This is a genomic window from Pseudomonas sp. NFX15 (genome assembly GCF_049132105.1).
In the GTDB taxonomy this organism is placed as follows: Bacteria; Pseudomonadota; Gammaproteobacteria; order Pseudomonadales; family Pseudomonadaceae; genus Aquipseudomonas.
Genome location: NZ_JAFMPV010000007.1, coordinates 249,406 through 274,873, shown reverse-complemented (window position 1 = coordinate 274,873; position 25,468 = coordinate 249,406). Strand labels below are relative to the sequence as shown.

Genomic DNA, 25,468 nt, shown 5'->3' with positions numbered 1-25,468 from the left:
GCCCCAACCACTACCGCAGCTACCTCTACGAACCCGGCACTTTCCGACCCTTGGTCATGCTCGACGGCAAGGGCCGCCAAAACGCCCGCCCGTTCTACTACCAACTCGACCACCTCGGCACCCCGCAAGAACTCACCCACCACGACGGCCAACGGGTCTGGTCAGCGCACTACAGCGCCTACGGCAAACTGCGCGAAGTGAGCCACGGCAGCGGCGAACACCTGGAACAACCGCTGCGTTTTCAGGGGCAGTACTGCGACGCCGAGAGCGGCCTGCACTACAACCGGCATCGGTATTACCACCCGGACCTCGGGCGCTACCTGACACCGGACCCGGTGAAGCTGGCGGGTGGGTTGAACCCGTACCAGTACACGCGCAATCCGACCGGGTGGGTGGATCCGTTGGGGTTGAGTGGGAATTGTCCGGGGGCGAACAGGCCGGGGTGCTCGGTACCGAATCCGGTGGCTGGGGCTAAAGTTGATGAAGGGGAGCCGACGCTGCCGAAGATGTCGGCGGAGCAGCGGCGAGCGAGAGTTGATGAGTTGGCAGAAGCGAATGCTAAGCGACGGGTTATTGAATTTGAGGATAAGTACCAGATGCATACTGTTGCGAAGCACAGCTCAGAAATATCTGATCAAGCGCTTAGGCAGAGAGCGATTAACGGCGCAGATCCCCATACAGGTATTGCGCCGAGAGGGGGGAGAGGTAATCTAAGCTCTCAGTTCAAAAACTGGCGTATGCATTTAAATGCGCTGAATAAAGCGATGACAAGAGAATCTCTGGGGTTAAGTCCTCATACTGGGAAAGATCATAACAATGACCCGATTGTGAGGCTGGAGCTTCCTGGTGCAGGTCGTGGTTATAGGCCAAACAGGAATAATGCAAGTGACCCCAAGTTGAATGAGGATCTGAATTGGTTTGAAGTAAAGTTCGATAAGAACGATGTAACACGGCCCTATACAGGTTTTCCTGCGGAGAAAAAATAATGTTGCGTGACCCATTTGCAGATGAAAAATTTGAGCCTGACTTGATGTGGTTTATTGGGGCGTTCAATGTTTATGATCGCGAGGAGACTCGCGGTAAAGAGCTTGAAGTTTATGATCCGAACGATAAGTCAGATAGGGCAGAGCTGATCAAAAAATATAGCTTGAATTTAGGGTGCTTGTCGTACCGACACAAGCTTCTGCTTGTCGATGTTTTGGCGGAAAAACTGAGTGAGGAAAATTATGACTTTCAGGCTCTGTTCGACATTGATGAAAGTGAAGCCACGAGTTGGCCTCGAGGCGAGTGGTATGAGTTAGATGATCCTCGTGGATTTCTTCGAGATGTCTACTCGTTGGCTCAAGAGATATGGAGGGATGATCTTCTTAAAGCCAGCCTTGAAGACAAGTCAACTTGGTGAAAAGAATGCGTACGTAGTTGAAGGTTATATAGCCAATGATGAATTAATTTGCTCGCTATGCGGCTTTTAAAAATCCTCCGTATCGTGCTCGATTTAATGAATGGGAAACTGAGGAAAAATCCGTATTTCGTGAGTGGTGTGATTTGTGGCAGGTTTGCTCGCCAGATCGGCTTGCAGCCGGTGACCACACCGGTACGCAGCCCGCAAAGTAACGGCATGGCAGAAAGCTTCGTGAAGACGATCAAGCGTGATTACGTCGCGCATATGCCCAAACCGGATCGAGAAACGGCGCTGCGCAATCCGACGATTGCCTTCGAGCATTACAACGAGCAGCATCCGCACAGCGCCTTGAAATATCGGTCGCCGAGAGAGTTTAGGCGTTTGGCAGCAGCATCAATTTTACGGGGAGTTGGTGTCCGGTTTGGTAGGGGCAAGTCCACCCTTAATGCGAATAAACCAAAAATTGAAAGATTCCTTAGTGGCACAAAAGAGAAGACGACAATTACCCACCAATTTCCTTATCCGGTAGGTGTTAGCCTACTTAACGGTCGCACTGACGCCGCGCCAGCATCGAAGGTAATGTTGGTACTGATCAAGGATGTCAGACGACCTGAGGGCTATTTTTTATTAACAGGGTTTCCCGAAAAATGAGCAGAGATTTCCCCGAATTACATAATTTTTTTGGAGCGTACTTTCATCAAGATTGGACGGTCGAGCACAACACGGCTGAAAAAGTTATTGACGCTTTCCTGGCCGAGTCAGACTTTGAGGATCTAGCGGCGGTGCAGCGAGAGCTCGACGTACTGCTTGATCAAAATAAAAATGAGCTAGCGCTAAGGGAGTATTTGTTGACGGAGTTGAGTTGCTATTACTCATATTGGAACGTGTGGGTGTCAGGTGAATCCTGGTTGCGTCATATAGCGGAAAAACTGGCTCGTCAACTTGATCGGCATTCACATTAGCAGCGAACTTTCCGTGCAAGGTCTTCGGAAGTTTCCTTCAAAACGTAGCGGCTTCCATGAACGGGTGCGGTTTGAACTCCATGGATAGTCTTTGGCTGTCGCTGCAAATGCAGTGGCAGGGTGTAGGAACCCTTGGAGGTCAATCCCGCATCAGCAATGTCGTTTTTGTGGCACTTAATGTGTGTTCGCAAGTTCGTTCGCGGCGGCTGGCGCGGGACACGTTTCGACGTGGCTGAGTAGATGGCCTCTCAGTTTCCTACTCCCGCGTACGGCTGCCACCCAAGCCTCTAGGAAGGGCCGTTGGCAGCTTAACTTGCTAGTCAAAGGCCAAAATAAAATGAAAAAACGTCACCCCGACCCACCCACGAAAAACCCATTCCCCATCCCGACAACCGCTTCATGGTATTGACCAGCAACTGCACCGACATGCCCACCCTGTTCGTCGACATCCATGCACCGCTTGATATTTTGACCGACGCTGCCGGTTACCGGATTCGTGCCGTCACCCAAGTGCTTGAGAACCCGTCCATGCGTGGCTCGGTGGAGTGCGATTCGATGATTCTCAGTGACTTTGCCTTGCTCTGCGCCATTCCATTGCGCGATGGCTGTGATGTGCTGGATGTGATTGGGCGGCGGAGGCGGGCTCGACCATCGCAGTAGCGCAGAGGGCTTTTGTGGCGAGGGGACTTGCCCCCGTTGGGGCGCAGAGCGGCCCCAAAAAACTGGCAATTCAGTTTTGTCAGATGCACCGCGGGGTTTGATCTTGCGACTGCTTCGCAGTCGAACGGGGGCAAGCCCCCTCGCCACAGGGGTTGGGTTGTGGCCACTCAGCCGCCAGCCCCTGACTTGCCGGCCGGTAAAAGGTAAACTTCCCGGCCTTCGCAGGAGCAGCCATGAATTATCGTCACGCCTTCCATGCCGGCAATCACGCCGATGTGTTCAAACACCTGACCTTGACCCGCCTCATCGCCCTGATGTCGCGCAAGGAGCAGCCGTTTGCCTATCTCGACACTCACGCCGGTATTGGTCTGTATGACCTGCAAGGCGACCAGGCCAACCGCACCGGCGAGTACCTGGAAGGCATCGCGCGTTTGTGGGATCAGCCGGATCTGCCGATCCTGACCGCTGACTACATGCAAGTGCTGCACGAGATGAACCCGGATGGCCAGTTGCGCTATTACCCGGGCTCACCGGAATTGGCACGGCGCCTGACGCGTGCGCAGGATCGTGTGATGCTCAACGAAAAGCACCCGGAAGACGGCGTGCTGCTCAAGGACAACATGGCCGGTGATCGTCGGGTCAAGGTGCACCTGGGCGAGGGCTGGCATGTGGCGCGGGCGATGTTGCCGGTGCAGGAGAAGCGTGCGGTGATGCTGATCGACCCGCCGTTCGAGCAGCTCGACGAGATGCAGCGTTGTGCGGCGTCGCTCAAAGAGGCGATTGGCCGGATGCGCCAAACCGTGGCGGCGATCTGGTACCCGGTTAAGGATCAGCGTGCACTGCGCCGTTTCTACCAGGACCTGGCCGGCACCGGGGCGCCGAAGTTGCTGCGGGTGGAGTTGCTGGTGCATCCGCTGGATACGCCGAACAGCCTGAACGGTTCCGGGCTGGCGATTGCCAATCCGCCGTGGGGGCTGGAGGAAGAATTGCGCGAGCTGCTGCCGTGGTTGTCCCAGACGCTGGGGCAAACCCAGGGTGGGTGGACGATGGACTGGTTGATTGCCGAGCGTTGATCGGTGGATTCGGTGGCGTCTGGGCTGACGCCTTCGCTGGCAAGCCAGCTCCTACAGGGATCGTGGTCAAGCGCCACATAACTCTGTAGGAGCCGGCTTGCCGGCGAAGAGGCCGGCAAAGCCCGCATCCATGGCGACTGATACGCCGCCTTCGCTGCTAAGCCAGCTCCTACAGTCGATCCGGTCGATCAGATCGGGCAGGTCACGCCTGTGCCGCCGATCCCGCAGTAGCCTTCCGGGTTCTTGGCCAGGTACTGCTGGTGATACGCCTCGGCGAAGTAGACCGTTGGGGCTTCTTCGATTTCGGTGGTGATGTCGCCTTTGCCGGCCTTGGTCAGTTCGACCTGGAACACTGCTTTGCTGTGTTCGGCGGCGGCCAGTTGCGTCGGGTTGGTCGCATAGATCACCGAGCGATACTGGGTGCCGATGTCGTTGCCCTGGCGCATACCCTGGGTCGGGTTGTGCAGTTCCCAGAACATCTTCAGCAATTCGTCGTAACTGACTTTTGCCGGCTCGTAGACCACGAGCACCACTTCGGTGTGGCCGGTCAGGCCTGAGCAGACTTCTTCATACGTAGGGTTTGGCGTGAAGCCGCCGGCGTAGCCCACCACGGTGCTGACCACGCCTTCACGCTGCCAGAAGCGACGTTCCGCGCCCCAGAAGCAGCCGAGGCCGAAGATTGCAAAATCGACATCGGTGGCGAACGGGCCCAGCAGCGGGGCGTCGTGGACGAAATGTCTTTCCGGCAGGTTCATCGGGGTTTCGCGGCCAGGCAGAGCTTGATCTTTAGTAGGAAGCACGTTTTTGTTCACCAGAATTTCCGAGCGCAGAACCATGATCAGTCCTCTCAGTCAGGATAATTAGACAGACAAACAGTTTGCCCGAGAGTTGGGTCGCTGTCAGGCGATGGGGCCACGCGGGTAGCGTTTGAGCTTTTCGATCAGCTCGTTGCCCGGGATCGGCCGGTCGAACAGGTAGCCCTGGCCGACGTCGCAACGGTGGCGGCGCAGGAACGTCAATTGATCGGCCGTTTCGATGCCTTCGGCCACGACCTTGAGTTTCAGGTTGTGGGCCATGGCGATGACCGCCGAGGTGATTTCCATGTCGTCCTGGTTGTCCGGGATTTCGTGGATGAAGCTTCGATCGATCTTGATGATGTCGATGGGGAATTTTTTCAGGTAACTGAGCGACGAATAACCGGTGCCGAAGTCATCCATGGCCAGGGTCAGGCCCAGGCGTTTGAGCTGGTCGAGCTGCAAGTGTGTGTCTTCGGTGGCTTCCAGCAGCAGGCCTTCGGTCAGTTCCAGTTCCAGCAGGTGCGCCGGCAATGCTTCTTCCTTGAGGATGGTGGCGATGGAGGCCACCAGGTCCGGGTCGGAGAATTGTTTGGGGGACAGGTTGATCGCCACTTGCAGGTTGCCCATGCCGGCGGCAGTCAGGGCTTTGCTCATGCGGCAGGCCTGGCGGGCGATCCATTTGCCGATCGGAATGATCAGCCCGGTTTCCTCGGCAACGCTGATGAACTGGTCCGGGCGGATCATGCCCTTTTCCGGATGATCCCAGCGCAACAGTGCCTCCATGCCCAGCAAGCGACCGCTGCGCAGGCATAGTTTTGGCTGGTAGAACACGTCCAGTTCGTTCTGGGTCAGGGCGCGGCGCAGGTTGTTTTCGACGAACAGCTTGTAGCTGGCCTCGGCGTTCAGCGCTTCGGTGAACACTTGCACCTGGTGTTTACCGTTAGCCTTGGCTTTGTGCAGCGCCAGGCCGGCGTTGCGCATCAGCGTTTGCGGGTCGCGCCCGTGCAGCGGCGCGCAGGCCAGGCCCACGGAGCCGGTGACGCTGATCAATTGGTTATCGACGAACATCGGCTTGTCGAGGGTCGCCAGCAACTGATTGGCCACTTGCTGACCTACCGTGAGGTCGCTGTTGTCCAGCAACACGGCGAACTCGTTACTGGCGAAGCGCGCCAGGCTGCCGCTCGGAATCAGGCTGTTGCGCAGGCGTCGGGCCAGGCTGATCAGCAGTTTGTCGCCGGTCTGGTGGCCGAGGCTGTCGTTGATTCGCTTGAAGTTGTCGATGTCCACCAGCAACAGGCTGATCGGCGCATCGCTGTCCCGGGCAAAGCGCTCGTCGAGGTTGCGAATGAACGCCGGGCGGTTGCCGAGGTTGGTCAGGTTGTCAGTGTAGGCCAGGCGCTCGATGCGTTGCTGGGCGAGCTTGGTCTGGGTGATGTCTTCGTAGATGCCGATGTAGTGGGTCAGTTCGCGGTTGTCGCCGTAGACTTTGGAGATCGACAACTGGCCCCAGTAGGGTTCGAGGTTCTTGCGGCGGCTCTTGAATTCGCCCTGCCAGCTATTGCTCTTGGCCAGCGCCGAAGGCGCGTCGAACAGCAGTTCGCTGAGGTTTTCCAGGGCCGGCAGTTCCGACAGGCGCTGACCATGTACTTCTTCGGTGGAATATTGGGTGATCGCGGTGAAGCTTGGGTTGACGTATTCGACGACGCCATCGCAATTGACCAGCAAAAAGGCGTTGGCACTTTGTTCGACGGCGCGTTGGAACAGGTGCAATGCGCTGGTGGCGGCACGTCGGTTGTGGTTGCTGATGACCTGGGCAAACTGGTCGGCGAGTTCGCCGGCGAAGGCGATTTCGTCCGACTGCCAGGCGCGGGTCGCCCCGGTTTGCTCCAGGCACAGCACGCCGACTACCTGGCCGTCGACGCGAATACTGGCGTCGAGCATCGCATTGACGTCGCGCGGGCGCAGGCTTTCGGCCATTTCCCGGGTGCGCGGGTCGCGAGTGGCATTGTGGGCGTCGATGGCGCGTCCGGTGTGCAGCGCGTCGAGGTAGTCGGGAAATTCGCTGGCGTCGATTGACTGTGGCAGCAGGTATTCCTGGCTGGTACGGTGATAGGCCGAGATCGGCACCAGCATCGAGCCCTCGAGGTGCCACAGGCTGGCGCAGTCGATTTCGTAGATGTCGCAGGCACTGCGGGTGATTAGCTCGGCGGCTTCCTGCAAGGAATTGTTGCTGCTGTAGCGCTGGCGGGTGAGCAACAGGATCAGGTCCTGCTGGGCGCGAACTCGGTCCAGGTGCAACAGTTGCTCTTGCTGGGCACGCTGATTGAGTTCCAGCGCGATCTGCAGGCGCGAGTTTTGGGTTTCGAGGTCCAGCGCCGGTTGCAGCGGATCATCTTCGAACAGGCCATCGATCACCAGCAGGTAGCCGCGCAACAGGTGTCGATTGTGCTGTTTGAAGGCTTCGCCCAGCTCCAGCAGACTCAGCGAGCCTGAAGCGGTGTGCAAGGTGTAGCGAATCAGGTAATGGGGGCTGACGCTCAGCTGTTGCTGGACCGCGTCATGCAACTGATAGCGCGCTTCCGGTTCCATCAGGCTGGCGTAGGGCGAACCCACCAGCGCGCAAAGCTCAACGGCCGGCAAGCCGAATTGGCGTTCGCAATTGGGGTCGAGAAACAGCAGGGCCCAGCTGGGTTCATTAAGCCGTTCGAAACGCAGCATGCCGAGCCGCGAGGGCACAGGCAACTGCGTCACTACCTCGGCCACCATACGGCTGGCGGCATCGGGTTGGCTTTTCATGGAGGGAAACTCGCTTCGAATATGCTGAACGCGCCGGGCTCTCGCCCTCTTTACTGTTGCCTGCGGCAAGGTTGCATCATTGCGACACCGACTGACAAGAGAGATGAAGGCCAAGTGCTATAAGAATATGTCGGCAGCGGGCAAGATTTCTCCAGTCGATTACAAAAAGTAATGCTATTGGCCGAAAAGATCGCAGTTTTACCCAAGGCTGCGATCTTATTTCGCTTCAGCGCAGGCGGATGCCGATGGACTGCAACGGCTTGCCGTCCCGATCGTGATAATTCACCTGGATGTGTTCGGCATCGACCACCACGTGCGCGAAGTTATCCTGGCTGATCACGGGACTGGTCAGTTCATGCCGATAGTCGCCAGCGGCAGTTCGGGCCAGTGGTTGATCGAGGATGAAGGTGGAGGCCCTCGCGTAAGGCAACATTTTGCTGTTGCACAGGGGAGAGGACACGATGGTGTGCACCTCGAAGTCCGGGTCTTCGCTGTGGCTCAGGCGGCTGGTCAACGAGCCATGAATATCGCCGGAGATGAATACGACATTTTTGATACGACGTGTACGAATAGTCTCCAGCAACCGTAGCCGTTGTTCCGGGAAGGCTTGCCAGGCGTCATCACCCAGGCGTTTGCGGTCAGGGTAGAACATGACACTGGTGACCACGAATTTGACCCGGGCCGGGCTGTGGATCAGCCAGTCGCACAAGGTTTGCTCCTGGGCTATATCGAGAATGCGCCGGTCGCTGGCTGAGAGATTGCGCCGGGTGCGACTGTCAGTGACAAACCATTCGATATCGCCGTCGCTGAATTGATACCAGTATTTGTCTGAGTGCTTAATGATTTGCCCATCAGTGGACAGTGCGTGGATCGGACTATGACTGGCTTGATATATCTCATAGGCCTTCATGGCGTTGGCATATAAGTAATCGCCGGATTTGCTCTTGTTGGCTGGCCAGTTGTCCTCGATTTCATGGTCATCAAGCGTCATATAAGTTGCTAGGCTGGACATTAACTTTGCGATATGCGGTTGCGAAAACGCCGTACGGTATTTATGCAGGATTTCTTTAAGTTCCCGATCGGGTGCGATGAAGTTCAAGTCATCGACATAGACTTGATCGCCGGTCATCAACAAAGCACTGATCGGTGGGGAGGCTTGTTCCGCCAAACGTGAGATTGAGGCGAATATCTTGTCACCCAGATGAGGCACCGAGGCGATGCCAGCGGTCAGGCGCAGATACCGACAGGAACCGACAACAAAGGACCGGGGCTGACTGGCGTGGCTGGAACGGGTACGCAACTGATAAATCTGTCGTGGCCATTGCAGCGGCAACTCTTGCACGGTATCGACGGTGTGCGCCGGGCTCATCGGGCTGAACCAGCCTGCCTGGTATTCATAGTCGGAGTCGGCATCAAGATTGTTGACTACAAACACTTCGCACATATCGTTTTCGGTATTGAGCAGGCGAAAGCTAGCTTCTGACCAGTGTTCTTCGCCTTGTCGTCGATAGCGGATACCGGCAAATACCCAAGCATTTTCTTTGTATTCACCGCGCAAGAAGATTCGCGCGTGATGAGTGGTGGTGTGGCCGACAATTGGGCCAACAGTAGGTTTAAACATAATTGAATCCATTCGGCCGTTTGCGAATTAAATAAGTAATTTTTCGGCTGTAGTGAATAACCGTCTATTCAAGACTAGTTATTGGGCCTGAAAAAATACCGGGCAGAAATGGATGAGAGTTGTGGGCGATATCAGCCACAAGTGTAGGAAGGCGTTACTTCGATTAAAGCGTCGGGCAAAAAAAGCCCCGCCAAATTGGCGGGGTTGAGGTACGAGCGTGGCTCGGAAACGTGGAACGCAACCGGCCCTGCGGAAGCAGGGCCGGCCGGTATTACAGGAGCATGGTGCGGATGTCGCCCAACAGGTCGCTCAGGCGTTTGGTGAAGCGTGCAGCCGCGGCACCATTGATCACGCGGTGATCGTAGGACAGCGACAGTGGCAGCATCAGCTTCGGCTGGAAGGCTTTGCCGTCCCAGACTGGCTGGATGGTTGCCTTGGAAACACCGAGGATCGCCACTTCCGGCGCGTTGACGATCGGCGTGAAGCCGGTGCCGCCAATGTGGCCGAGGCTGGAAATGGTGAAGCAGGCGCCTTGCATCTCGTCCGACGAAAGCTTCTTGGTCCGGGCTTTTTCCGCCAGGGAAGCGGCTTCGGCAGCCAGTTGCAGCAGGCTCTTCTGGTCGACGTTCTTGATGACCGGTACCAGCAGGCCTTCTGGAGTGTCGACCGCGAAGCCGATGTTCACGTATTTCTTGCGGATGATCGCTTTGCCGCTTGGCGCCAGCGAGCTGTTGAAGTCCGGCAGTTCCTTGAGCAGGTGTGCGCAGGACTTGAGCAGCAACGGCAGGACGGTCAGCTTGACGCCAGCCTTCTCTGCAACGGCTTTCTGGGCAACGCGGAACGCTTCGAGTTCGGTGATATCCGCCGAATCGAATTGCGTCACGTGGGGCACGTTCAGCCAGCTGCGGTGCAGGTTGGCGGCGCCGACCTGCATCAGGCGGGTCATCGGCACTTCTTCGATTTCACCGAAGCGGCTGAAGTCCACGACCGGAATCGGCGGGATGCCCGCGCCACCGGTTGCGCCAGCAGCAGCGGCCGGTGCTTCCTTGGCCTTCTGCATCATGGCCTTGACGTAAACCTGTACGTCTTCTTTCAGGATGCGACCGTGCGGGCCGCTGGCGCCGACAGCGCTCAGCTCGACGCCGAACTCGCGAGCCAGTTGACGCACGGCCGGGCCGGCGTGAACTTTCGCGCCTGGCTTGGCAGGTGCAGCAACCGGAACGGCAGCAGCAGGTGCGGCGGCAGGAGCGGTGGCGGCTGGAGCCGGAGCGCTCGGTGCGGCAGCGGCAGGCGCCGGAGCAGCGGCCGGGGCAGCGCCTTTGACCTTCAACTTCAGGATCAGGTCGCCAGTACCGACTTCGTCATCGAGCTTGATGGAAACGCTTTCCACCACGCCAGCGGCAGGCGATGGAATCTCCATGCTCGCCTTGTCGGATTCCAGGGTGATCAGCGACTGGTCGGCGGCAACGGTGTCGCCAGCCTTGACCAGGACTTCGATGATCTTGGCCTTGCCCGACGAACCGATGTCCGGCACGTGGATGTCCTGAACGCTGTCGGCAACCGGTGCAGACGGCGCTGCTGCTGGAGCAGGCGCCACGGCAGCAGCAGGTGCAGTCGCTTGGGCCGGAGCAGCAGCCGGCGCCGCAGCGCCTGCCACTTCCAGGTCCAGGATCAGGTCGCCAGTGCCGACTTCGTCGTTGAGCTTGACGCTGATGGCCTTGACCACGCCAGCGGCAGGCGACGGGATTTCCATGCTCGCCTTGTCGGATTCCAGGGTAATCAGCGACTGATCAGCCTCGACGGTGTCGCCGACCTTGACCTGGATCTCGATGATCTGGGCCTTGCCCGACGAACCGATGTCCGGCACGTGCACTTGCTGAACCGAAGCGGCAGCCGGGGCAGCGGCAGGCGCGGCGGCAGCAGGCGCCGCAGCCGGTTTGGCCTCAGCCTTGGCGGTTGGCGCAGCGGCAGCCGCAGGGGCCGCTTGCGCGCCACCTTCGACTTCCAGCTCCAGCAGTTCGTCGCCTTCTTTCAGGCGATCGCCCAGCTTCACTTTCAGGCTCTTGATGATGCCGGCCTTTGGCGCAGGCACTTCCATGCTCGCCTTGTCCGACTCAAGTGTCAGGATGCTCTGGTCGGCTTCGATGCGGTCACCGACCTTCACAAACAGTTCAATTACTTCACCTTCACCGCTGCCGATGTCAGGTACGCGAATGAGTTCGCTCACAGAATCTCTCCTCAGCAGTCCAGTGGGTTGCGTTTTTCCGGGTTGATACCGAACTTGGCGATGGCTTCAGCCACGACCTTAGGTTCGATGTCGCCACGGTCAGCCAGGGCTTCCAGGGCTGCCAACACCACGAAATGACGGTCGACTTCGAAGAAATGACGCAGTTTCTTGCGGCTGTCGCTGCGACCGAAACCGTCGGTGCCCAGGACTTTGAATTCCTTGGACGGTACCCACTGACGGATCTGTTCGGCGAACAGCTTCATGTAGTCGGTGGAGGCAATGACCGGACCTTTACGGCCGTTCAGGCACTCTTCGACGTAGCTCAGCTTAGGCTTCTGGCCCGGGTGCAGACGGTTGGTGCGCTCAACGGCCAGGCCGTCGCGACGCAGTTCGTTGAAGCTGGTAACGCTCCACACGTCGGCGCCGACGTTGAACTCTTCACGCAGGATCTTCGCCGCTTCACGGACTTCACGCAGGATGGTGCCGGAGCCCATCAGCTGAACGTGGTGCGCCGCTTCGCGGTTGTCTTCTTCGAGCAGGTACATGCCTTTCTTGATGCCTTCTTCGGCACCGGCCGGCATGGCTGGCTGCTGGTAGGACTCGTTCATGACGGTGATGTAGTAGAAGACGTCCTGCTGCTCTTCGGTCATCTTCTTCATGCCGTCCTGAATGATCACCGCCAGCTCGTAGCCATAGGTTGGATCGTAGGTGCGGCAGTTCGGGATGGTCGCGGCCAGCAGGTGGCTGTGACCGTCTTCGTGTTGCAGGCCTTCACCGTTCAGGGTGGTACGGCCGGCGGTGCCGCCAATCAGGAAGCCACGGGTGCGGCTGTCGCCAGCGGCCCAGGCCAGGTCGCCAATACGCTGGAAGCCGAACATCGAGTAGAAGATGTAGAACGGCAGCATTGGCTGGTTGTGGCTGGAGTACGAAGTACCGGCCGCGATGAAGGAGCTCATGGCGCCTGCTTCGTTGATGCCTTCTTCAAGGATCTGACCTTTCTGGTCTTCCTTGTAGAACATCACCTGGTCTTTATCGACTGGCTCGTAGAGCTGGCCGACGGAGGAGTAGATGCCCAGCTGGCGGAACATGCCTTCCATACCGAAGGTACGGGCTTCGTCCGGGATGATCGGCACGATGCGCGGACCGATTTCCTTGTCCTTGACCAGTTGCGCGAGGATCCGCACGAACGCCATGGTGGTGGAAATTTCACGGTCGCCCGAACCGTCGAGGATCGCTTTGAGCGTGTCCAGTGGCGGGGTCGGGATGTTGAAGCTTTGGGCGCGACGCTGTGGCACGAAACCGCCCAGCGCGTTGCGGCGCTCGGCCAGGTAACGGGCTTCGGCGCTGTTCGGCTCAGGCTTGAAGAACGGCAGGTTCTCCAGCTCTTCGTCCTTGACCGGGATGTCGAAACGATCGCGGAACAACTTCAGGCTGTCGACGTCGACTTTCTTGGTGTTGTGCGCGGTGTTTTTCGCTTCGCCCGCACCGGTGCCATAACCCTTGATGGTCTTGGCCAGGATGACGGTCGGTTGTTCTTTGTGGTTGACCGCTTCGTGGTACGCCGCATAGACCTTGTACGGGTCGTGGCCACCACGGTTGAGCTTCCAGATCTCGTCGTCGGACAGATCGGCAACCATCGCCTTGAGTTCTGGCGTGTTGAAGAAGTGCTCACGCACAAACGCGCCGTCTTTGGCTTTGTAGTTCTGGTACTCGCCGTCGATGACTTCGTCCATGCGACGTTGCAGGATGCCGTCGACGTCCTTGGCCAGCAGTGGGTCCCAGAAACGGCCCCAGATGACTTTGGTCACGTTCCACTGGGCACCGCGGAACACGCCTTCGAGTTCCTGGATGATCTTGCCGTTGCCGCGAACCGGGCCGTCGAGGCGCTGCAGGTTGCAGTTGATGACGAAGATCAGGTTGTCCAGCTTCTCGCGGCCGGCCAGGGAGATCGCGCCCAGGGATTCCGGCTCGTCGCACTCGCCGTCGCCGAGGAAGCACCAGACTTTCTGTTTGCCTGGCTGGATGAAACCGCGGTGTTCCAGGTACTTCATGAAGCGTGCCTGGTAGATCGCCTGGATCGGGCCCAGACCCATCGATACGGTCGGGAACTGCCAAAAGTCAGGCATCAGCCAAGGGTGCGGGTAGGACGACAGGCCCTGACCGTCGACTTCCTGGCGGAAGTTGTTCATCTGGTCTTCGGTGATGCGGCCTTCCATGAATGCACGGGCGTAGACGCCTGGCGAGGTGTGGCCCTGGAAGTAGATCAGGTCGCCGCCGTGTTCGTCGGTCGGGGCCTGGAAGAAGTAGTTGAAGCCGATGTCGTACAGGGTCGCACTGGAAGCGAAGCTGGAGATGTGACCGCCCAGGTCAGAATCTTTCAGGTTCGTACGCATTACCATGGCCATCGCGTTCCAGCGTACCAGCGAGCGAATGCGGCGTTCCATGAACAGGTCGCCAGGCATGCGTGCTTCGTGGGTTACCGGGATGGTGTTGCGGTAAGGCGTGGTGATGGCGTAAGGCAACTGCGAACCGCTGCGGGTCGCGAGTTCACCCATACGGGTCATCAGATAGTGAGCACGGTCTTCGCCTTCTTTGTCGAGAACCGATTCCAGGGCGTCCAGCCATTCCTGGGTTTCGACGGGATCGAGGTCTTGCATGGCTTGCTCCAGGGCGGAAAGGCTACCAGAATCGGTTGCCTGAGTTAGCGACTGGCCTTGTGGGCAGACGTTTATGAATTCTTGGATTGCCGACAGGTTGTTCCGGCGGCGTGTAGTTTTACTACAAATCTTCCGGCATTTCAGCCTGCCTAATGTATATACGAGTAGTAAAACTACAGATGAGCGGCTTGTGGCCTCCGGCTGCGTTGTGAGAATAATCGTTAAGGTTGGTCTTTTTGCAACTACAAAAGGTAAAAGCTTGATGCTGGCTGCCAAGATTAGAGAAATTTCAGCTATTTCTAACTTTTGTTCGACACTCCGTCAGGTAGTGGGTTTTCGAAAACCACTACATGCAGCCCGATACACGCCGATCAAGGATAGACCATGAGCCTCCCGCCGATTGCCGAGCTGCCCGCCATTCTCCTGCCGTTTGTCACCCGCGCCGAGCAGTCGTTCCGGGCGGCTGTCGACACCCTGGACGATGACGGTGGGTTGACCACCTGGACACCGGAACGCTGGGCGCAATTCGCCCGTGTCACCGCCGCCAGCGATTTCGTGATTGAACAGAGTGTTCGTGACCCTTTGATGTTGCTGGAGCTGGTCCAATCCGGCGAACTGGACCGCCGCTTTGCGCCGGGCGAGTTGTGCGCACAGATTGCGAGCGCCGTGAGCGTGGCCGAGACCGACGACCAACTGGGCCGAGCCCTGCGCCGCCAGCGCGCACGCCATCAGGTGCGGATCATCTGGCGCGACCTGACCCGCCAGGCCGATCTGATCCAGACCTGCCGCGATCTGTCGGACATGGCCGATGCCAGTATCGATCAGGCTTATCAATGGTTGTATGTGCGCCATTGCCAGCAGTTCGGCGTGCCGACCGGGCGCCGCAGCGGCGAACCGCAGCAGATGGTTGTCCTCGGCATGGGCAAGCTGGGGGCGGTGGAGTTGAACCTGTCCTCGGACATCGACCTGATCTTTGCCTACCCCGAGGGCGGCGAAACCGTCGGCGTGAAACGCCCGCTGGATAACCAGGAGTTCTTCATTCGCCTGGGTCAGCGGCTGATCAAGGCGCTGGACCCGATGACCGTCGACGGCTTTGTATTCCGCGTCGACATGCGCTTGCGCCCCTACGGTTCGGCGGGCGCGCTGGTGCTGAGCTTCAACGCGCTGGAGCAGTACTACCAGGACCAGGGCCGCGACTGGGAACGCTACGCGATGATCAAGTCGCGGGTGGTGGCCGGCGACCAGGTGGCCGGCGCGCAACTGCAAGAGATGCTGCGGCCTTTCGTTTACCGGCGTTACCTGGACTTTTCGGCCATCGAAGCGCTGCGCACCATGAAGCAGTTGATCCAGCAGGAAGTGCGGCGCAAGGGCATGGCCGACAACATCAAGCTCGGCTCCGGCGGCATTCGTGAAGTCGAGTTCATTGCCCAGGCGTTCCAGCTTATTCACGGCGGCCGCGACCTGAGCTTGCAGCAACGTCCTCTATTAAAGGTACTGAGCACGCTCGAAGGTCAGGGTTACCTGCCGCCGGCGGTGATCAGCGAGCTGCGCGAAGGTTACGAATTCCTGCGTTACACCGAACATGCGATCCAGGCGATTGCCGACCGCCAGACGCAAATGCTGCCGGACGGTGCGCAGGATCAGGCGCGCATCGCGTTTATGCTCGGCTTTGCTGACTGGGACGCTTTCCACGAAAAATTGATGTTTTGGCGTGGCCGTGTGGCTTGGCACTTTGCGCAGGTCATCGCCGATCCCGATGAAGAGGAGGGGGGTGAAAGCGAAGTGGTGGTCGGCGGTGAATGGTTGCCGCTGTGGGAAGAGGCTCAGGACGATGAGGCCGCTTGCCGTCAATTGGAAGAGGGTGGTTTCAAGGATGCGCCAAACGCCTTGAAAACCTTGGCCAGCTTGCGCAGCAGCCCACAATTGCGGGCGATGCAGCGTCTGGGCCGCGAGCGTCTCGATGCCTTTATCCCCCGATTGCTGGCGCAGGCCGTGGAACATGACAATCCGGACCTGGTGCTGGAACGGGTGCTGCCATTGGTGGAAGCTGTGGCCCGTCGCTCCGCTTATCTAGTGCTGCTGACTGAGAACCCCGGCGCCTTGCGACGTTTGCTGACGCTGTGCGCGGCGAGTCCGTGGATCGCTGAACAAATCACCCGCTTCCCGCTGCTGCTCGACGAATTGCTCAATGAAGGCCGGCTGTTCAAGCCACCATTGGCGCCGGAGCTTGCCGCTGAATTGCGCGAACGCCTGACGCGAATTCCCGAAGACGACCTCGAACAACAGATGGAAGCCCTGCGTCATTTCAAGCTGGCGCACCGCTTGCGCGTGGCCGCCTCGGAAATCGCCGGCAGCCTGCCGCTGATGAAAGTCAGCGATTACCTGACCTGGCTTGCCGAAGCGATTCTTGAACAAGTGCTGGCGCTGGCCTGGCGCCAAACCGTGGCCAAGTACGGTACGCCGTTGCGCACGGACGGGTCGTTGTGCGACCCCGGCTTCATCATTGTCGGTTACGGGAAAGTCGGCGGCCTGGAACTCGGGCATGGTTCGGACCTGGACCTGGTGTTCATCCACGACGGTGATCCGCAGGCGGAAACCGACGGACCAAAGCCCATCGATGGCGCGCAATTTTTCACCCGGCTGGGGCAGCGGATCATTCACTTGCTGACTGCGCAGACCAACTCCGGTCAGCTATATGAAGTGGACATGCGTCTGCGACCGTCCGGTGCGTCGGGTTTGCTGGTGAGCTCCCTGGGGGCGTTTGCCCGTTATCAGGAGAACGAAGCCTGGACTTGGGAGCACCAGGCACTGGTGCGCGCGCGGGTGCTGGTGGGCAGCCAGGATGTTGGCCAGGCCTTCGAGAAAGTCCGCGCCGCGATCCTGGGCAAGGCGCGTGATCTTCCGACCTTGCGCCAGGAGGTCAGCGAGATGCGCGCCAAGATGCGCGATAACCTCGGCAGCAAGAGCACGGCGGCCGGCACCGGGGCAAATGCCTTCGAAGCCACGGCGCCGTTCGATATCAAGCAGGACGCCGGAGGTATCGTCGATATTGAATTTATGGTGCAATACGCGGCCCTGGCGTGGTCCGAAACACATCCGCCACTGCTGCGCTGGACGGATAATATCCGCATTCTGGAAGAGCTGGAGCATGAAGGTCTGATGCCCGTCGAAGATGCCAGCCTGTTGCGTGAAGCGTATAAGGCTTATCGCTCCGCCGCCCACCGGCAGGCCTTGCAGAAGGACCCTGGGGTCATACCGGGCGACCAGTTCTCGGACGAACGGCGCCAGGTCATGCGGATTTGGCGTGAGCTGGGGTTAAGCTGAAACGGGATATTTGATACGCCGATATCCCTTGTAGGAGCGAGCTTGCTCGCGATGGTCGTTAACGATAACGCGGCGAGCCTGGCGCCCCGCGGCGTTCTCGGATGCTTCGCGAGCAAGCTCGCTCCTACAGGAGTAGATCTGCGGTGTTACGCAGATCGAGTTACACCCAATACCCATGTGGGAGCGAGCCTGCTCGCGATAGCGCAGTGACAGTCGACAGCAATGTTGAAGGTGATGACCCATCGCAAGCTGCCATGCTCCCACAGAAATTTTCGAGGCGGGGAGGCGTAGGCCTCCCCGGTTCGTTTATGGAAACCACATGAAAATTCTGATCGTTGGGCCCAGTTGGGTCGGTGACATGGTGATGGCGCAGACACTTTTCCAGTGTCTGAAACAACGCCACCCGCAATGCGAAATCGACGTGCTGGCCCCCGAGTGGAGCCGGCCGATTCTTGAGCGCATGCCCGAAGTTCGCCAGGCCTTGAGCTTCCCGCTCGGTCACGGCGTGCTGGAGTTGGCAACGCGTCGGCGCATCGGCAAATCCCTGGCCGGCCAGTACGACCAGGCGATCCTGCTGCCCAATTCCCTGAAGTCGGCACTGGTGCCGTTTTTTGCCGGTATCCCCAAGCGCACCGGCTGGCGCGGTGAGTTCCGCTATGGCTTGCTCAACGACGTGCGCACGCTGGACAAAGACCGTTACCCGCTGATGATCGAGCGCTTCATGGCCCTGGCCTTCGAGCCGGGTGTCGAGTTGCCACAGCCTTACCCGCGCCCGACCTTGCAGATCGACCCAGTGACCCGCGAAGCGGCACTGGCCAAGTTCGGCCTGACCCTCGACCGCCCGGTGCTGGTCCTATGCCCTGGCGCCGAATTTGGCGAAGCCAAGCGCTGGCCTTCGGAGCATTACGCGAAGGTCGCCGAAGCGAAGATTCGCGACGGTTGGCAGGTCTGGTTATTCGGTTCGAAAAACGATCACGCCGTGGGCGAAGACATCCGCGCACGCCTGATTCCCGGCTTGCGTGAGGAGTCGGTCAACCTCAGTGGCGGCACCTCGCTGGCCGAAGCCATTGACCTGATGTCTTGCGCCGATTCAGTGGTGTCCAACGACTCCGGCCTGATGCACGTCGCCGCGGCGCTGAACCGCCCGTTGGTGGCGGTCTACGGTTCGACGTCGCCAGGCTTCACGCCACCGTTGGCCGAGCACGTGGAAATCGTCCGCCTGGGCATCGAGTGCAGCCCCTGCTTCGATCGCACCTGCCGCTTCGGTCATTACAACTGCCTGCGCCAGCTCATGCCGCAAGCGGTGAACGAAGCTTTGCAGCGGTTGCAGGGCACTCCGGTCGAGGTCCAATAGTTTGCGGGTTCTGTTGATCAAGACTTCATCGCTGGGCGACGTCATTCATGCGTTGCCCGCGTTGACCGACGCGGCGCGGGCGATTCCCGGCATCAAGTTCGACTGGGTGGTGGAAGAGGGCTTTGCCGAAATTCCGACTTGGCATCCAGCGGTGGGCAAGGTGATTCCGGTGGCGATCCGTCGCTGGCGCAAAAACATCTGGCAGACCATCAAGCGCGGCGAGTGGAAGCACTTCAAGCAAAGCGTGCGCGCCACGAAATACGACTTGGTGATCGATGCCCAGGGCCTGCTGAAAAGCGCCTGGCTGACCCGTTACGTCAAGGCGCCGGTGGCCGGCCTCGATAAAAGCTCGGCGCGCGAACCCATCGCTGCACGCTTTTACGATCGCCGGCTGGCCGTTGCCCGTGGTCAGCATGCGGTTGAGCGTGTGCGCCAACTGTTCGCCATCGCTCTGGGCTATGACTTGCCCAAAGGCCTGGGCGATTACGGCCTGAGTGTCGAGCGCCTGGTGGAATTGCCGCGCAAGAACCCTTACGTGCTGTTCCTGCATGGCACCACGTGGGACACCAAGCACTGGCCCGAAGCCTATTGGCGCGAACTGACCGAGCGCGTCGGTTACCTCGGTGTCGGGGTGAAGCTGCCTTGGGGCAATGCCGTGGAGAAGGCCCGCGCCGAGCGCATCGCCGCCGGTTTCAAGCATGCCGAAGTGCTGCCGAAACTGAACCTGGCCGGTGTCGGCAAGGTGCTGGCCGGCGCGCAGGCCTGTGTGGCGGTGGACACTGGCCTGGGCCACCTGGCTGCCGCACTGGACGTGCCGACGCTGTCGCTGTTCGGCCCGACCAACCCGGGCCTGACCGGTGCCTACGGCAAGGTGCAGATTCACCTGGCCAGCGATTTCCCGTGTGCGCCGTGCCTGCAAAAGAAATGTACCTATCAACCGACGGCCGACGATGCCCGTCAGTTTGACCTGAAGCGCGAGTGGCCCCTGTGCTTCACGCGCCTGAATCCCGAGCGTGTCGCCAGCCGACTGAGCACGTTGTTAATGGCTGAGGAGCTGCGCTGATGCAATTGGCATTTGTCCTGTACAAGTATTTTCCGTTCGGCGGCTTGCAGCGCGATTTCATGCGCATTGCGCTTGAGTGCCAGAAGCGCGGCCACCAGATTCGCGTCTACACGCTGATCTGGGAGGGTGACATCCCGCCGGGCTTTGAAGTGCTGGTGGCGCCGGTCAAGGCGTTCTTCAACCATCGGCGCAACGAAAAGCTCAGCGAGTGGATGGAAGCGGACCTGGCCAAGCGTCCAGTCGACCGCCTGATCGGTTTCAACAAGATGCCGGGCCTGGACGTCTACTACGCCGCCGACGGTTGCTTCGAAGACAAGGCGCAGAACCTGCGTAACTCGCTGTATCGCCGCTGGGGCCGCTATCGCCACTTCGCCGAATACGAGCGCGCCGTGTTCGCCAAGGATGCGAAGACCGAAGTGCTGATGATTTCCGAAGTCCAGCAGCCGCTGTTCATCAAGCATTACGACACGCCGCTGGAACGCTTCCACCTGCTGCCGCCAGGCATTGCACAGGACCGTCGTCGGCCGGCCGATGCCGACGAAATTCGTGCAGGCTTTCGCGCCGAATTCGGCCTCAAGGACGACGACCTGCTGCTGGTACAAATCGGCTCCGGGTTCAAGACCAAAGGCGTGGACCGCAGCCTCAAGGCGCTGGCGGCATTGCCCGCCGAGCTGAGAAAACGCACCCGGCTGTTTGTAATTGGCCAGGATGACCCCAAGTTATTCCAGGTGCAGAGTGCAACATTGGGGCTGGGCGATAACGTCACGTTCCTCAAGGGGCGCAGCGATATCCCGCGCTTCCTGCTGGGTGCCGACCTGTTGATCCACCCGGCGTACAACGAAAACACCGGGACGGTGTTGCTAGAAGCACTGGTGGCCGGCTTGCCGGTGCTGGTGAGCGCGGTGTGCGGTTACGCCCATTACATTGCCGAGGCCGATGCCGGCCGGGTGCTCGACGAGCCGTTCGACCAGGCGCAACTGACGCAATACCTGACCGGCATGTTGAGCGACGCTCAAGCGCGGGCGGCCTGGAGCCGCAATGGCCTGGCCTTCGCCGAAACGGCCGACCTCTACAGCATGCCGCAGCACGCGGCCGATGTGATTCTGGCGGAGCACGCTTAAATGAAGTTGATGCTGGCTGAACCGTTCAAGAGCCTCTGGGCCGGACGCGACCCGTTCGCCGAAGTCGAGGGGCTTGAGGGCGAGGTGTACCGCGAGCTGGAAGCGCGCCGGACATTACGCACGGAAGTCGACGGCAACGGGTTTTTCGTGAAAATCCACCGGGGTATCGGCTGGGGCGAAATCTTCAAGAACCTGCTCACGGCCAAGTTGCCTGTACTGGGCGCCGGCCAGGAGTGGCAGGCCATTCAGCGCTTGCAGGAAGTCGGCGTGCCGACCATGACCGCCGTCGCGTATGGCGAGAAGGGCAGCAACCCGGCGGACCAGCACTCGTTCATCGTCACCGAAGAGCTGGCACCAACGGTCAGCCTCGAAGATTTCAGCATCAACTGGATCAAGCAGCCGCCGCCGCCTGCGCTCAAGCGCGCGCTGATCGCCGAAGTCGCCCGCATGACCGGCATGATGCACCGCGCCGGGGTCAACCACCGCGACTGCTACATCTGCCATTTCCTGCTGCACACCGACAAACCGGTGACTGCCGACGACTTCAAGCTCTCGGTGATCGATCTGCACCGCGCCCAGACCCGCCCGGCGATCACTTCGCGTTGGCGTAACAAGGACCTGGCTGCGCTGTACTTTTCCGCGCTGGACATCGGCCTGACCCGCCGTGACAAGCTGCGATTCCTCAAGGGTTATTTCCAGCAACCGCTGCGACAGATCCTCAGCGAAGAAGCGCCTTTGCTGGCCTGGCTCGAAGGCAAGGCCAACAAGCTCTACGAGCGTAAACAGCGATACGGGGATGCGCTCTGATGTCGGGTTGGAAACTGGAACCGGCCTACAGCGATCTGGCAGAAGACTTCGGCAGCCTTGAGGCCGTCTTTGCCCTTCAGGGCGAGCGCTTGACCAAGGACCCTCTGTCCGAGGTCATTCGTGTGCAGCGCAATGGCGTGAACTATTACGTCAAGCGTTACGTGGGGGCTGGTAAAGGCCTGCGCCGTTACCTCGGCAAGCCTCGGGTAAAGATGGAATGGCAGAACCTCAAGCGCTTCGCCAAGTGGGGTATTCCCACGGCCGAAGTGGTGGCCTGGGGCTTGGAACGGCGCGGTGCGGCTTACGATCGCGGTGCGATGATTACCCGCGAGCTGCCGCACACCGAAGACTTGTCGGCGCTGGCTGAAAGAAACGACCCGAAACTGGCTGATCGCGCCTGGGTCGATAGCGTCAGTCGTCAGTTGGCCCGGTACACCCGTACTATGCACGACCACCGTTTCACCCATAACGATCTGAAGTGGCGCAACCTGCTGATCGACGATCAGGCCCGGCTGTTTTTGATCGATTGCCCCAACGGCGATTTCTGGCGCGGTTTCTGGCTCAAGTACCGCATCACCAAGGATCTGGCGTGCCTGGACAAGGTCGCCAAGTATCAACTGTCGGCGACCCAGCGCCTGCGCTTTTACCTGCAATACCGCAACCGGACCCGGCTCAACGCCGCGGACAAGCAACGTATCCGGCATGTGGTGAGATTTTTCGAGGGACGCGAATGACTGATTTCCTGGCCGCTGAAGACCGTGCGCTGCTTGAGCGCCATGGCCTCGGCACGTTCGAGGCCCTGTGGGCCAAACAGCTCGACGCGGTGGACGAACCCAACACCGGTCGCGGCGGCTGGAGCAGCGTGTTTCGGCTGGACCTGGAAGGGCATGGCTTCTACCTCAAGCGCCAGAGCAATTACCTGACCCGCACCTTGCGCGCACCGTTCGGCGAGCCGAGTTTTGCCCGCGAATTTCGCAACATTTCCCGTTACCGCAAGATGGGCATTCCGGCGCTGGACGCGGTGTTCTACGGCGAGCGCAAGGTCGATGGCGAAGTGCGCGCGATCCTGATGACTCGTGCCCTAGACGGTTGGGATGACCTGGACTCGCTGTTGCAACGCTGGAACGAACTGAGCCCTGAGCAGCACTCGGAAATCCTCAAGGCCAGTGGCGAACTGGCGCGGCAACTGCACGCTGCACGCCAGGTGCACGGTTGCTTCTACCCCAAGCACATTTTCATGCGTGCCAGCGGCAACGGCTATCAGGCCCAGTTGATCGACCTGGAAAAGACCCGCCCGCTGTTGTACGGGCAGCGTGACCGGATCAAGGACCTGGAGCCGTTGACCCGTCGCGCACCCGAGTGGGGCGATTCTGCGCTGCGCGAGTTGCTGGCTGCCTACCTCGATCAACCGCAGGGCAGCTCGCTGATCGACAGTTGGCTACAGCGTTTGACGGCGCGACGCAGTCAGAAGGGGCCGCGCTGATGCGTTTGTCTGAACTCAAATCTGCCGGCCGCACGCCGAATTTGCCACTGAACGTCTCGCTGGCCGATGCCGCCGGCCCCGCCGATCTGCAACTGCTGAGTCTGTTGCGGGTGTTGCCCGGGCAGCGTTATGTCGGTGCCGGCGTCTGGCGTGGACGGCCGGTGCTGGCCAAATTGCTGGTCGGCAGCAAGGCTGCACGGCATTTCCAGCGTGAACTGGATGGCGTGCGCTTGCTGGCCGCTCAAGGATTGACCACGCCGCAGCTGTTGGCCGATGGCCTGAAAGAAGGCGAGGGTGGCTGGCTGCTGTTCGAGTTTCTGGAAAGCGCCGAAAGCCTGGGCGATACCTGGAAGCAGGTTGAGCAACAACCCGTACTGTCCGATGGGCAAGGGGCGGTACTGGCCGAGGCCTTGGGCGCCATCGGTCAGATGCACCGCAAGGGCCTGTGGCAGGAAGACCTGCATCTGGACAATCTGCTGCGCCAGCGCGGTCGCCTGTATCTGATCGATGGCGCCGGGATTTGCTCTGAAACGCCGGGGCAGCCACTGTCGCGGCAGAAAGTCCTGGAGAACCTCGGGGTATTTTTCGCCCAGCTGCCGAAGTCGATTGAGCCGTTCATTGAAGAGTTGCTGGTGTATTACCTCCTGAGCAACGGCGAACACGCCTTGCCCATGGAAGCGTTGCAGAAGCAGATCGACAAGGTCCGCCACTGGCGTCTCAAGGACTTCCTGAACAAGGTCGGTCGCGAGTGCACGCTGTTCAGCGTCCAGCGCGGGGCCTTCGGATTGCGGGCGATTCGACGGGAAGAAGAAGCGTCGATGCTGCCGGTGCTGGAGCGGGCCGATGCCTTGCTCGATCAGGGTCACCTGTACAAGACCGGCGGTGCGGCGAGTGTTGGGAAGGTCGAGGTCGATGGTCGCACGCTGGTGATCAAACGCTACAACATCAAGGGGTTTGCCCACTGGCTCAAGCGTTTCTGGCGTCCGAGCCGGGCCTGGCATTCGTGGCGCGAGGGCAATCGCCTGGCGTTCCTCGGCATCGCCACCCCCACGCCGCTGGCATTGCTCGAAAAGCGCTTCTTGTGGCTGCGCAGCCGGGCTTACTTGATTACCGAGTATCTGCCGGGGCCAGACATCATCGAGCGTTTTGCGCCCTATGTTGAGCGTGGCGATGCGCCGCAAGCCGAACTGTTGGCGCTGGAGCACCTGTTTGCCGAGTTGATTCGCCTGCGCATCAGCCATGGCGATTTCAAGGGTCACAACCTGTTCTGGCAGCAGGATCGCTGGGCCTTGATCGACCTCGATTCGATGTGCCAACACGGCTCCCTCGGCAGCTTCGCCCCGGCGTATGCGAGGGATCGCGCACGGTTCATGCGCAACTGGCCTGAAAGCAGCGCGCTGTATCAGGTGATCGATCAGCGTTTACCCAGGGATATTTCCAGCGCTGGCTGAAGCCTTTCGCGAGCAGGCTCGCTCCTACAGTGGATCAAGGTGCACACAAAACCCTGTAGGAGCGAGCCTGCTCGCGAAGGGGCCATAACTGCCACCGACAAGTTCCTATGAACCGTCCTACGCAATCTTCGGAAGCCATGAACTGTGGCCGCAGTCACTCCGATGCTAGCTTGCCTGACGTTCTCCGAGGGCAAGCTATGACGATCAAAATGGCCGTTTCATCGGGTGTCTTGTGCATTTCCCTCATGGGCTGCGGGACCGCCGCCACCGTGCTTCAAGATGAAGCCGACGCCGCGCAGGGGCTACGCAGGCAAAAGACCTATTGCCAGTCTATTGCGCGGGTGTACAGCGGCCTGGCTTATGACTTCTGCATATTGAATGCCCCGCCGGACCCTACCGGCATCCTTGTGCCGCTGGTCCTGGTTGACTTGGCCCTGTCTGGCGCGCTGGACACGGTGGTCTTGCCGTACACGATTTATCGGCAAAGCGTGGATGGCAACATCCGGATCTATTGGCGACCGGCACGCGGATAAGACCCATGAGGTCCCCTGCGCCATTGCTTGCCACTTGCGGCTAGAGGTTTGCCGCTGCTTTTACGCTATAATCCCGCCCTTTAGCTGTCTCTCGCCCCTTGCGAGGGCACATTAATTTTTGAGGCGCTTGCGCCTGC

At 59.7% G+C, this 25,468-nt stretch carries 20 protein-coding genes and 1 pseudogene; 16 read left to right on the top strand and 5 right to left on the bottom strand.

The window, feature by feature from the left end:
* From J1D76_RS10915 to J1D76_RS10885, 7 genes and pseudogenes are all read left to right on the top strand, one after another.
* Positions 1 to 986, top strand: a 986-nt coding sequence (locus J1D76_RS10915) for an RHS repeat domain-containing protein (protein ID WP_421138334.1), incomplete at its 5' end; no start/stop codon positions are given.
* On the top strand, positions 986 to 1,402 hold the full coding sequence (locus tag J1D76_RS10910; protein ID WP_421138333.1) for a hypothetical protein: 417 nt from the start codon (positions 986 to 988) through the stop codon (positions 1,400 to 1,402). The genes J1D76_RS10915 and J1D76_RS10910, both read left to right, overlap by 1 nt.
* A 150-nt stretch (positions 1,403 to 1,552) precedes the next feature.
* A pseudogene (locus J1D76_RS10905) lies at positions 1,553 to 1,783 on the top strand (integrase core domain-containing protein); the annotation flags it as partial.
* A complete protein-coding gene (locus tag J1D76_RS10900; RefSeq protein ID WP_421138339.1) occupies positions 1,784 to 2,053 on the top strand; it encodes an RNase A-like domain-containing protein in 270 nt (89 codons plus the stop codon). It begins immediately after the preceding pseudogene.
* Positions 2,050 to 2,364: a contact-dependent growth inhibition system immunity protein gene (locus J1D76_RS10895; protein ID WP_421138332.1), complete on the top strand. Its 315-nt coding sequence runs from the start codon at positions 2,050 to 2,052 to the stop codon at positions 2,362 to 2,364. Before J1D76_RS10900 ends, J1D76_RS10895 begins: the two co-directional genes overlap by 4 nt.
* 399 nt (positions 2,365 to 2,763) lie before the next feature.
* Positions 2,764 to 3,024 (top strand): short-chain dehydrogenase, encoded by a 261-nt coding sequence (locus tag J1D76_RS10890; protein WP_421138331.1) that lies wholly within the window; start codon positions 2,764 to 2,766, stop codon positions 3,022 to 3,024.
* A 233-nt stretch (positions 3,025 to 3,257) separates the two neighbouring features.
* Positions 3,258 to 4,097: a 23S rRNA (adenine(2030)-N(6))-methyltransferase RlmJ gene (locus tag J1D76_RS10885; RefSeq protein ID WP_421138330.1), complete on the top strand. Its 840-nt coding sequence runs from the start codon at positions 3,258 to 3,260 to the stop codon at positions 4,095 to 4,097.
* A 188-nt stretch (positions 4,098 to 4,285) separates the two neighbouring features.
* On the opposite strand, the gene msrA is transcribed toward J1D76_RS10885, so the two are convergent.
* The 5 genes from msrA to aceE form a co-directional block, all read right to left on the bottom strand.
* Complete coding sequence (gene msrA, locus J1D76_RS10880; RefSeq protein WP_421138329.1) at positions 4,286 to 4,933, bottom strand: peptide-methionine (S)-S-oxide reductase MsrA; 648 nt, start codon at positions 4,931 to 4,933, stop codon at positions 4,286 to 4,288.
* A gap of 63 nt (positions 4,934 to 4,996) precedes the next feature.
* Positions 4,997 to 7,690, bottom strand: coding sequence for a putative bifunctional diguanylate cyclase/phosphodiesterase (locus J1D76_RS10875; protein ID WP_421138328.1), 2,694 nt, complete (start codon positions 7,688 to 7,690; stop codon positions 4,997 to 4,999).
* A gap of 226 nt (positions 7,691 to 7,916) precedes the next feature.
* Positions 7,917 to 9,311 (bottom strand): alkaline phosphatase D family protein, encoded by a 1,395-nt coding sequence (locus J1D76_RS10870; protein WP_421138327.1) that lies wholly within the window; start codon positions 9,309 to 9,311, stop codon positions 7,917 to 7,919.
* A gap of 271 nt (positions 9,312 to 9,582) precedes the next feature.
* Positions 9,583 to 11,538 carry a dihydrolipoyllysine-residue acetyltransferase gene (aceF, locus tag J1D76_RS10865; protein WP_421138326.1) on the bottom strand — a complete coding sequence of 652 codons (1,956 nt, stop codon included), beginning with the start codon at positions 11,536 to 11,538 and terminating at the stop codon, positions 9,583 to 9,585.
* A gap of 11 nt (positions 11,539 to 11,549) precedes the next feature.
* Entirely contained in the window at positions 11,550 to 14,195 is a 2,646-nt protein-coding gene (gene aceE, locus J1D76_RS10860) for a pyruvate dehydrogenase (acetyl-transferring), homodimeric type (RefSeq protein ID WP_421138325.1), read from the bottom strand.
* A gap of 384 nt (positions 14,196 to 14,579) precedes the next feature.
* On the opposite strand from aceE, the gene glnE reads away from it, so the two are divergent.
* From glnE to J1D76_RS10815, 9 genes are all read left to right on the top strand, one after another.
* Positions 14,580 to 17,519, top strand: a complete 2,940-nt coding sequence (glnE, locus tag J1D76_RS10855) for a bifunctional [glutamate--ammonia ligase]-adenylyl-L-tyrosine phosphorylase/[glutamate--ammonia-ligase] adenylyltransferase (protein ID WP_421138324.1) — start codon at positions 14,580 to 14,582, stop codon at positions 17,517 to 17,519.
* Positions 17,520 to 17,838: 319 nt separating this feature from the next.
* Positions 17,839 to 18,873: a lipopolysaccharide heptosyltransferase II gene (waaF, locus tag J1D76_RS10850; protein ID WP_421138323.1), complete on the top strand. Its 1,035-nt coding sequence runs from the start codon at positions 17,839 to 17,841 to the stop codon at positions 18,871 to 18,873.
* 1 nt (position 18,874) lies between these two features.
* Entirely contained in the window at positions 18,875 to 19,936 is a 1,062-nt protein-coding gene (gene waaC / locus J1D76_RS10845) for a lipopolysaccharide heptosyltransferase I (RefSeq protein WP_421138322.1), read from the top strand.
* Positions 19,936 to 21,057 carry a glycosyltransferase family 4 protein gene (locus J1D76_RS10840; RefSeq protein ID WP_421138321.1) on the top strand — a complete coding sequence of 374 codons (1,122 nt, stop codon included), beginning with the start codon at positions 19,936 to 19,938 and terminating at the stop codon, positions 21,055 to 21,057. Before waaC ends, J1D76_RS10840 begins: the two co-directional genes overlap by 1 nt.
* Positions 21,058 to 21,864 (top strand): lipopolysaccharide core heptose(I) kinase RfaP, encoded by an 807-nt coding sequence (gene rfaP, locus J1D76_RS10835; RefSeq protein WP_421138320.1) that lies wholly within the window; start codon positions 21,058 to 21,060, stop codon positions 21,862 to 21,864.
* Entirely contained in the window at positions 21,864 to 22,598 is a 735-nt protein-coding gene (locus tag J1D76_RS10830; RefSeq protein WP_421138319.1) for a lipopolysaccharide kinase InaA family protein, read from the top strand. The genes rfaP and J1D76_RS10830 overlap by 1 nt, the downstream gene beginning before the upstream one ends.
* Positions 22,595 to 23,347: a lipopolysaccharide kinase InaA family protein gene (locus J1D76_RS10825; RefSeq protein WP_421138318.1), complete on the top strand. Its 753-nt coding sequence runs from the start codon at positions 22,595 to 22,597 to the stop codon at positions 23,345 to 23,347. The genes J1D76_RS10830 and J1D76_RS10825 overlap by 4 nt, the downstream gene beginning before the upstream one ends.
* Positions 23,347 to 24,798 (top strand): lipopolysaccharide kinase InaA family protein, encoded by a 1,452-nt coding sequence (locus tag J1D76_RS10820; RefSeq protein ID WP_421138317.1) that lies wholly within the window; start codon positions 23,347 to 23,349, stop codon positions 24,796 to 24,798. The genes J1D76_RS10825 and J1D76_RS10820 overlap by 1 nt, the downstream gene beginning before the upstream one ends.
* 197 nt (positions 24,799 to 24,995) lie before the next feature.
* On the top strand, positions 24,996 to 25,331 hold the full coding sequence (locus J1D76_RS10815; RefSeq protein ID WP_421138316.1) for a YceK/YidQ family lipoprotein: 336 nt from the start codon (positions 24,996 to 24,998) through the stop codon (positions 25,329 to 25,331).
* Positions 25,332 to 25,468 lie beyond the last annotated feature (137 nt).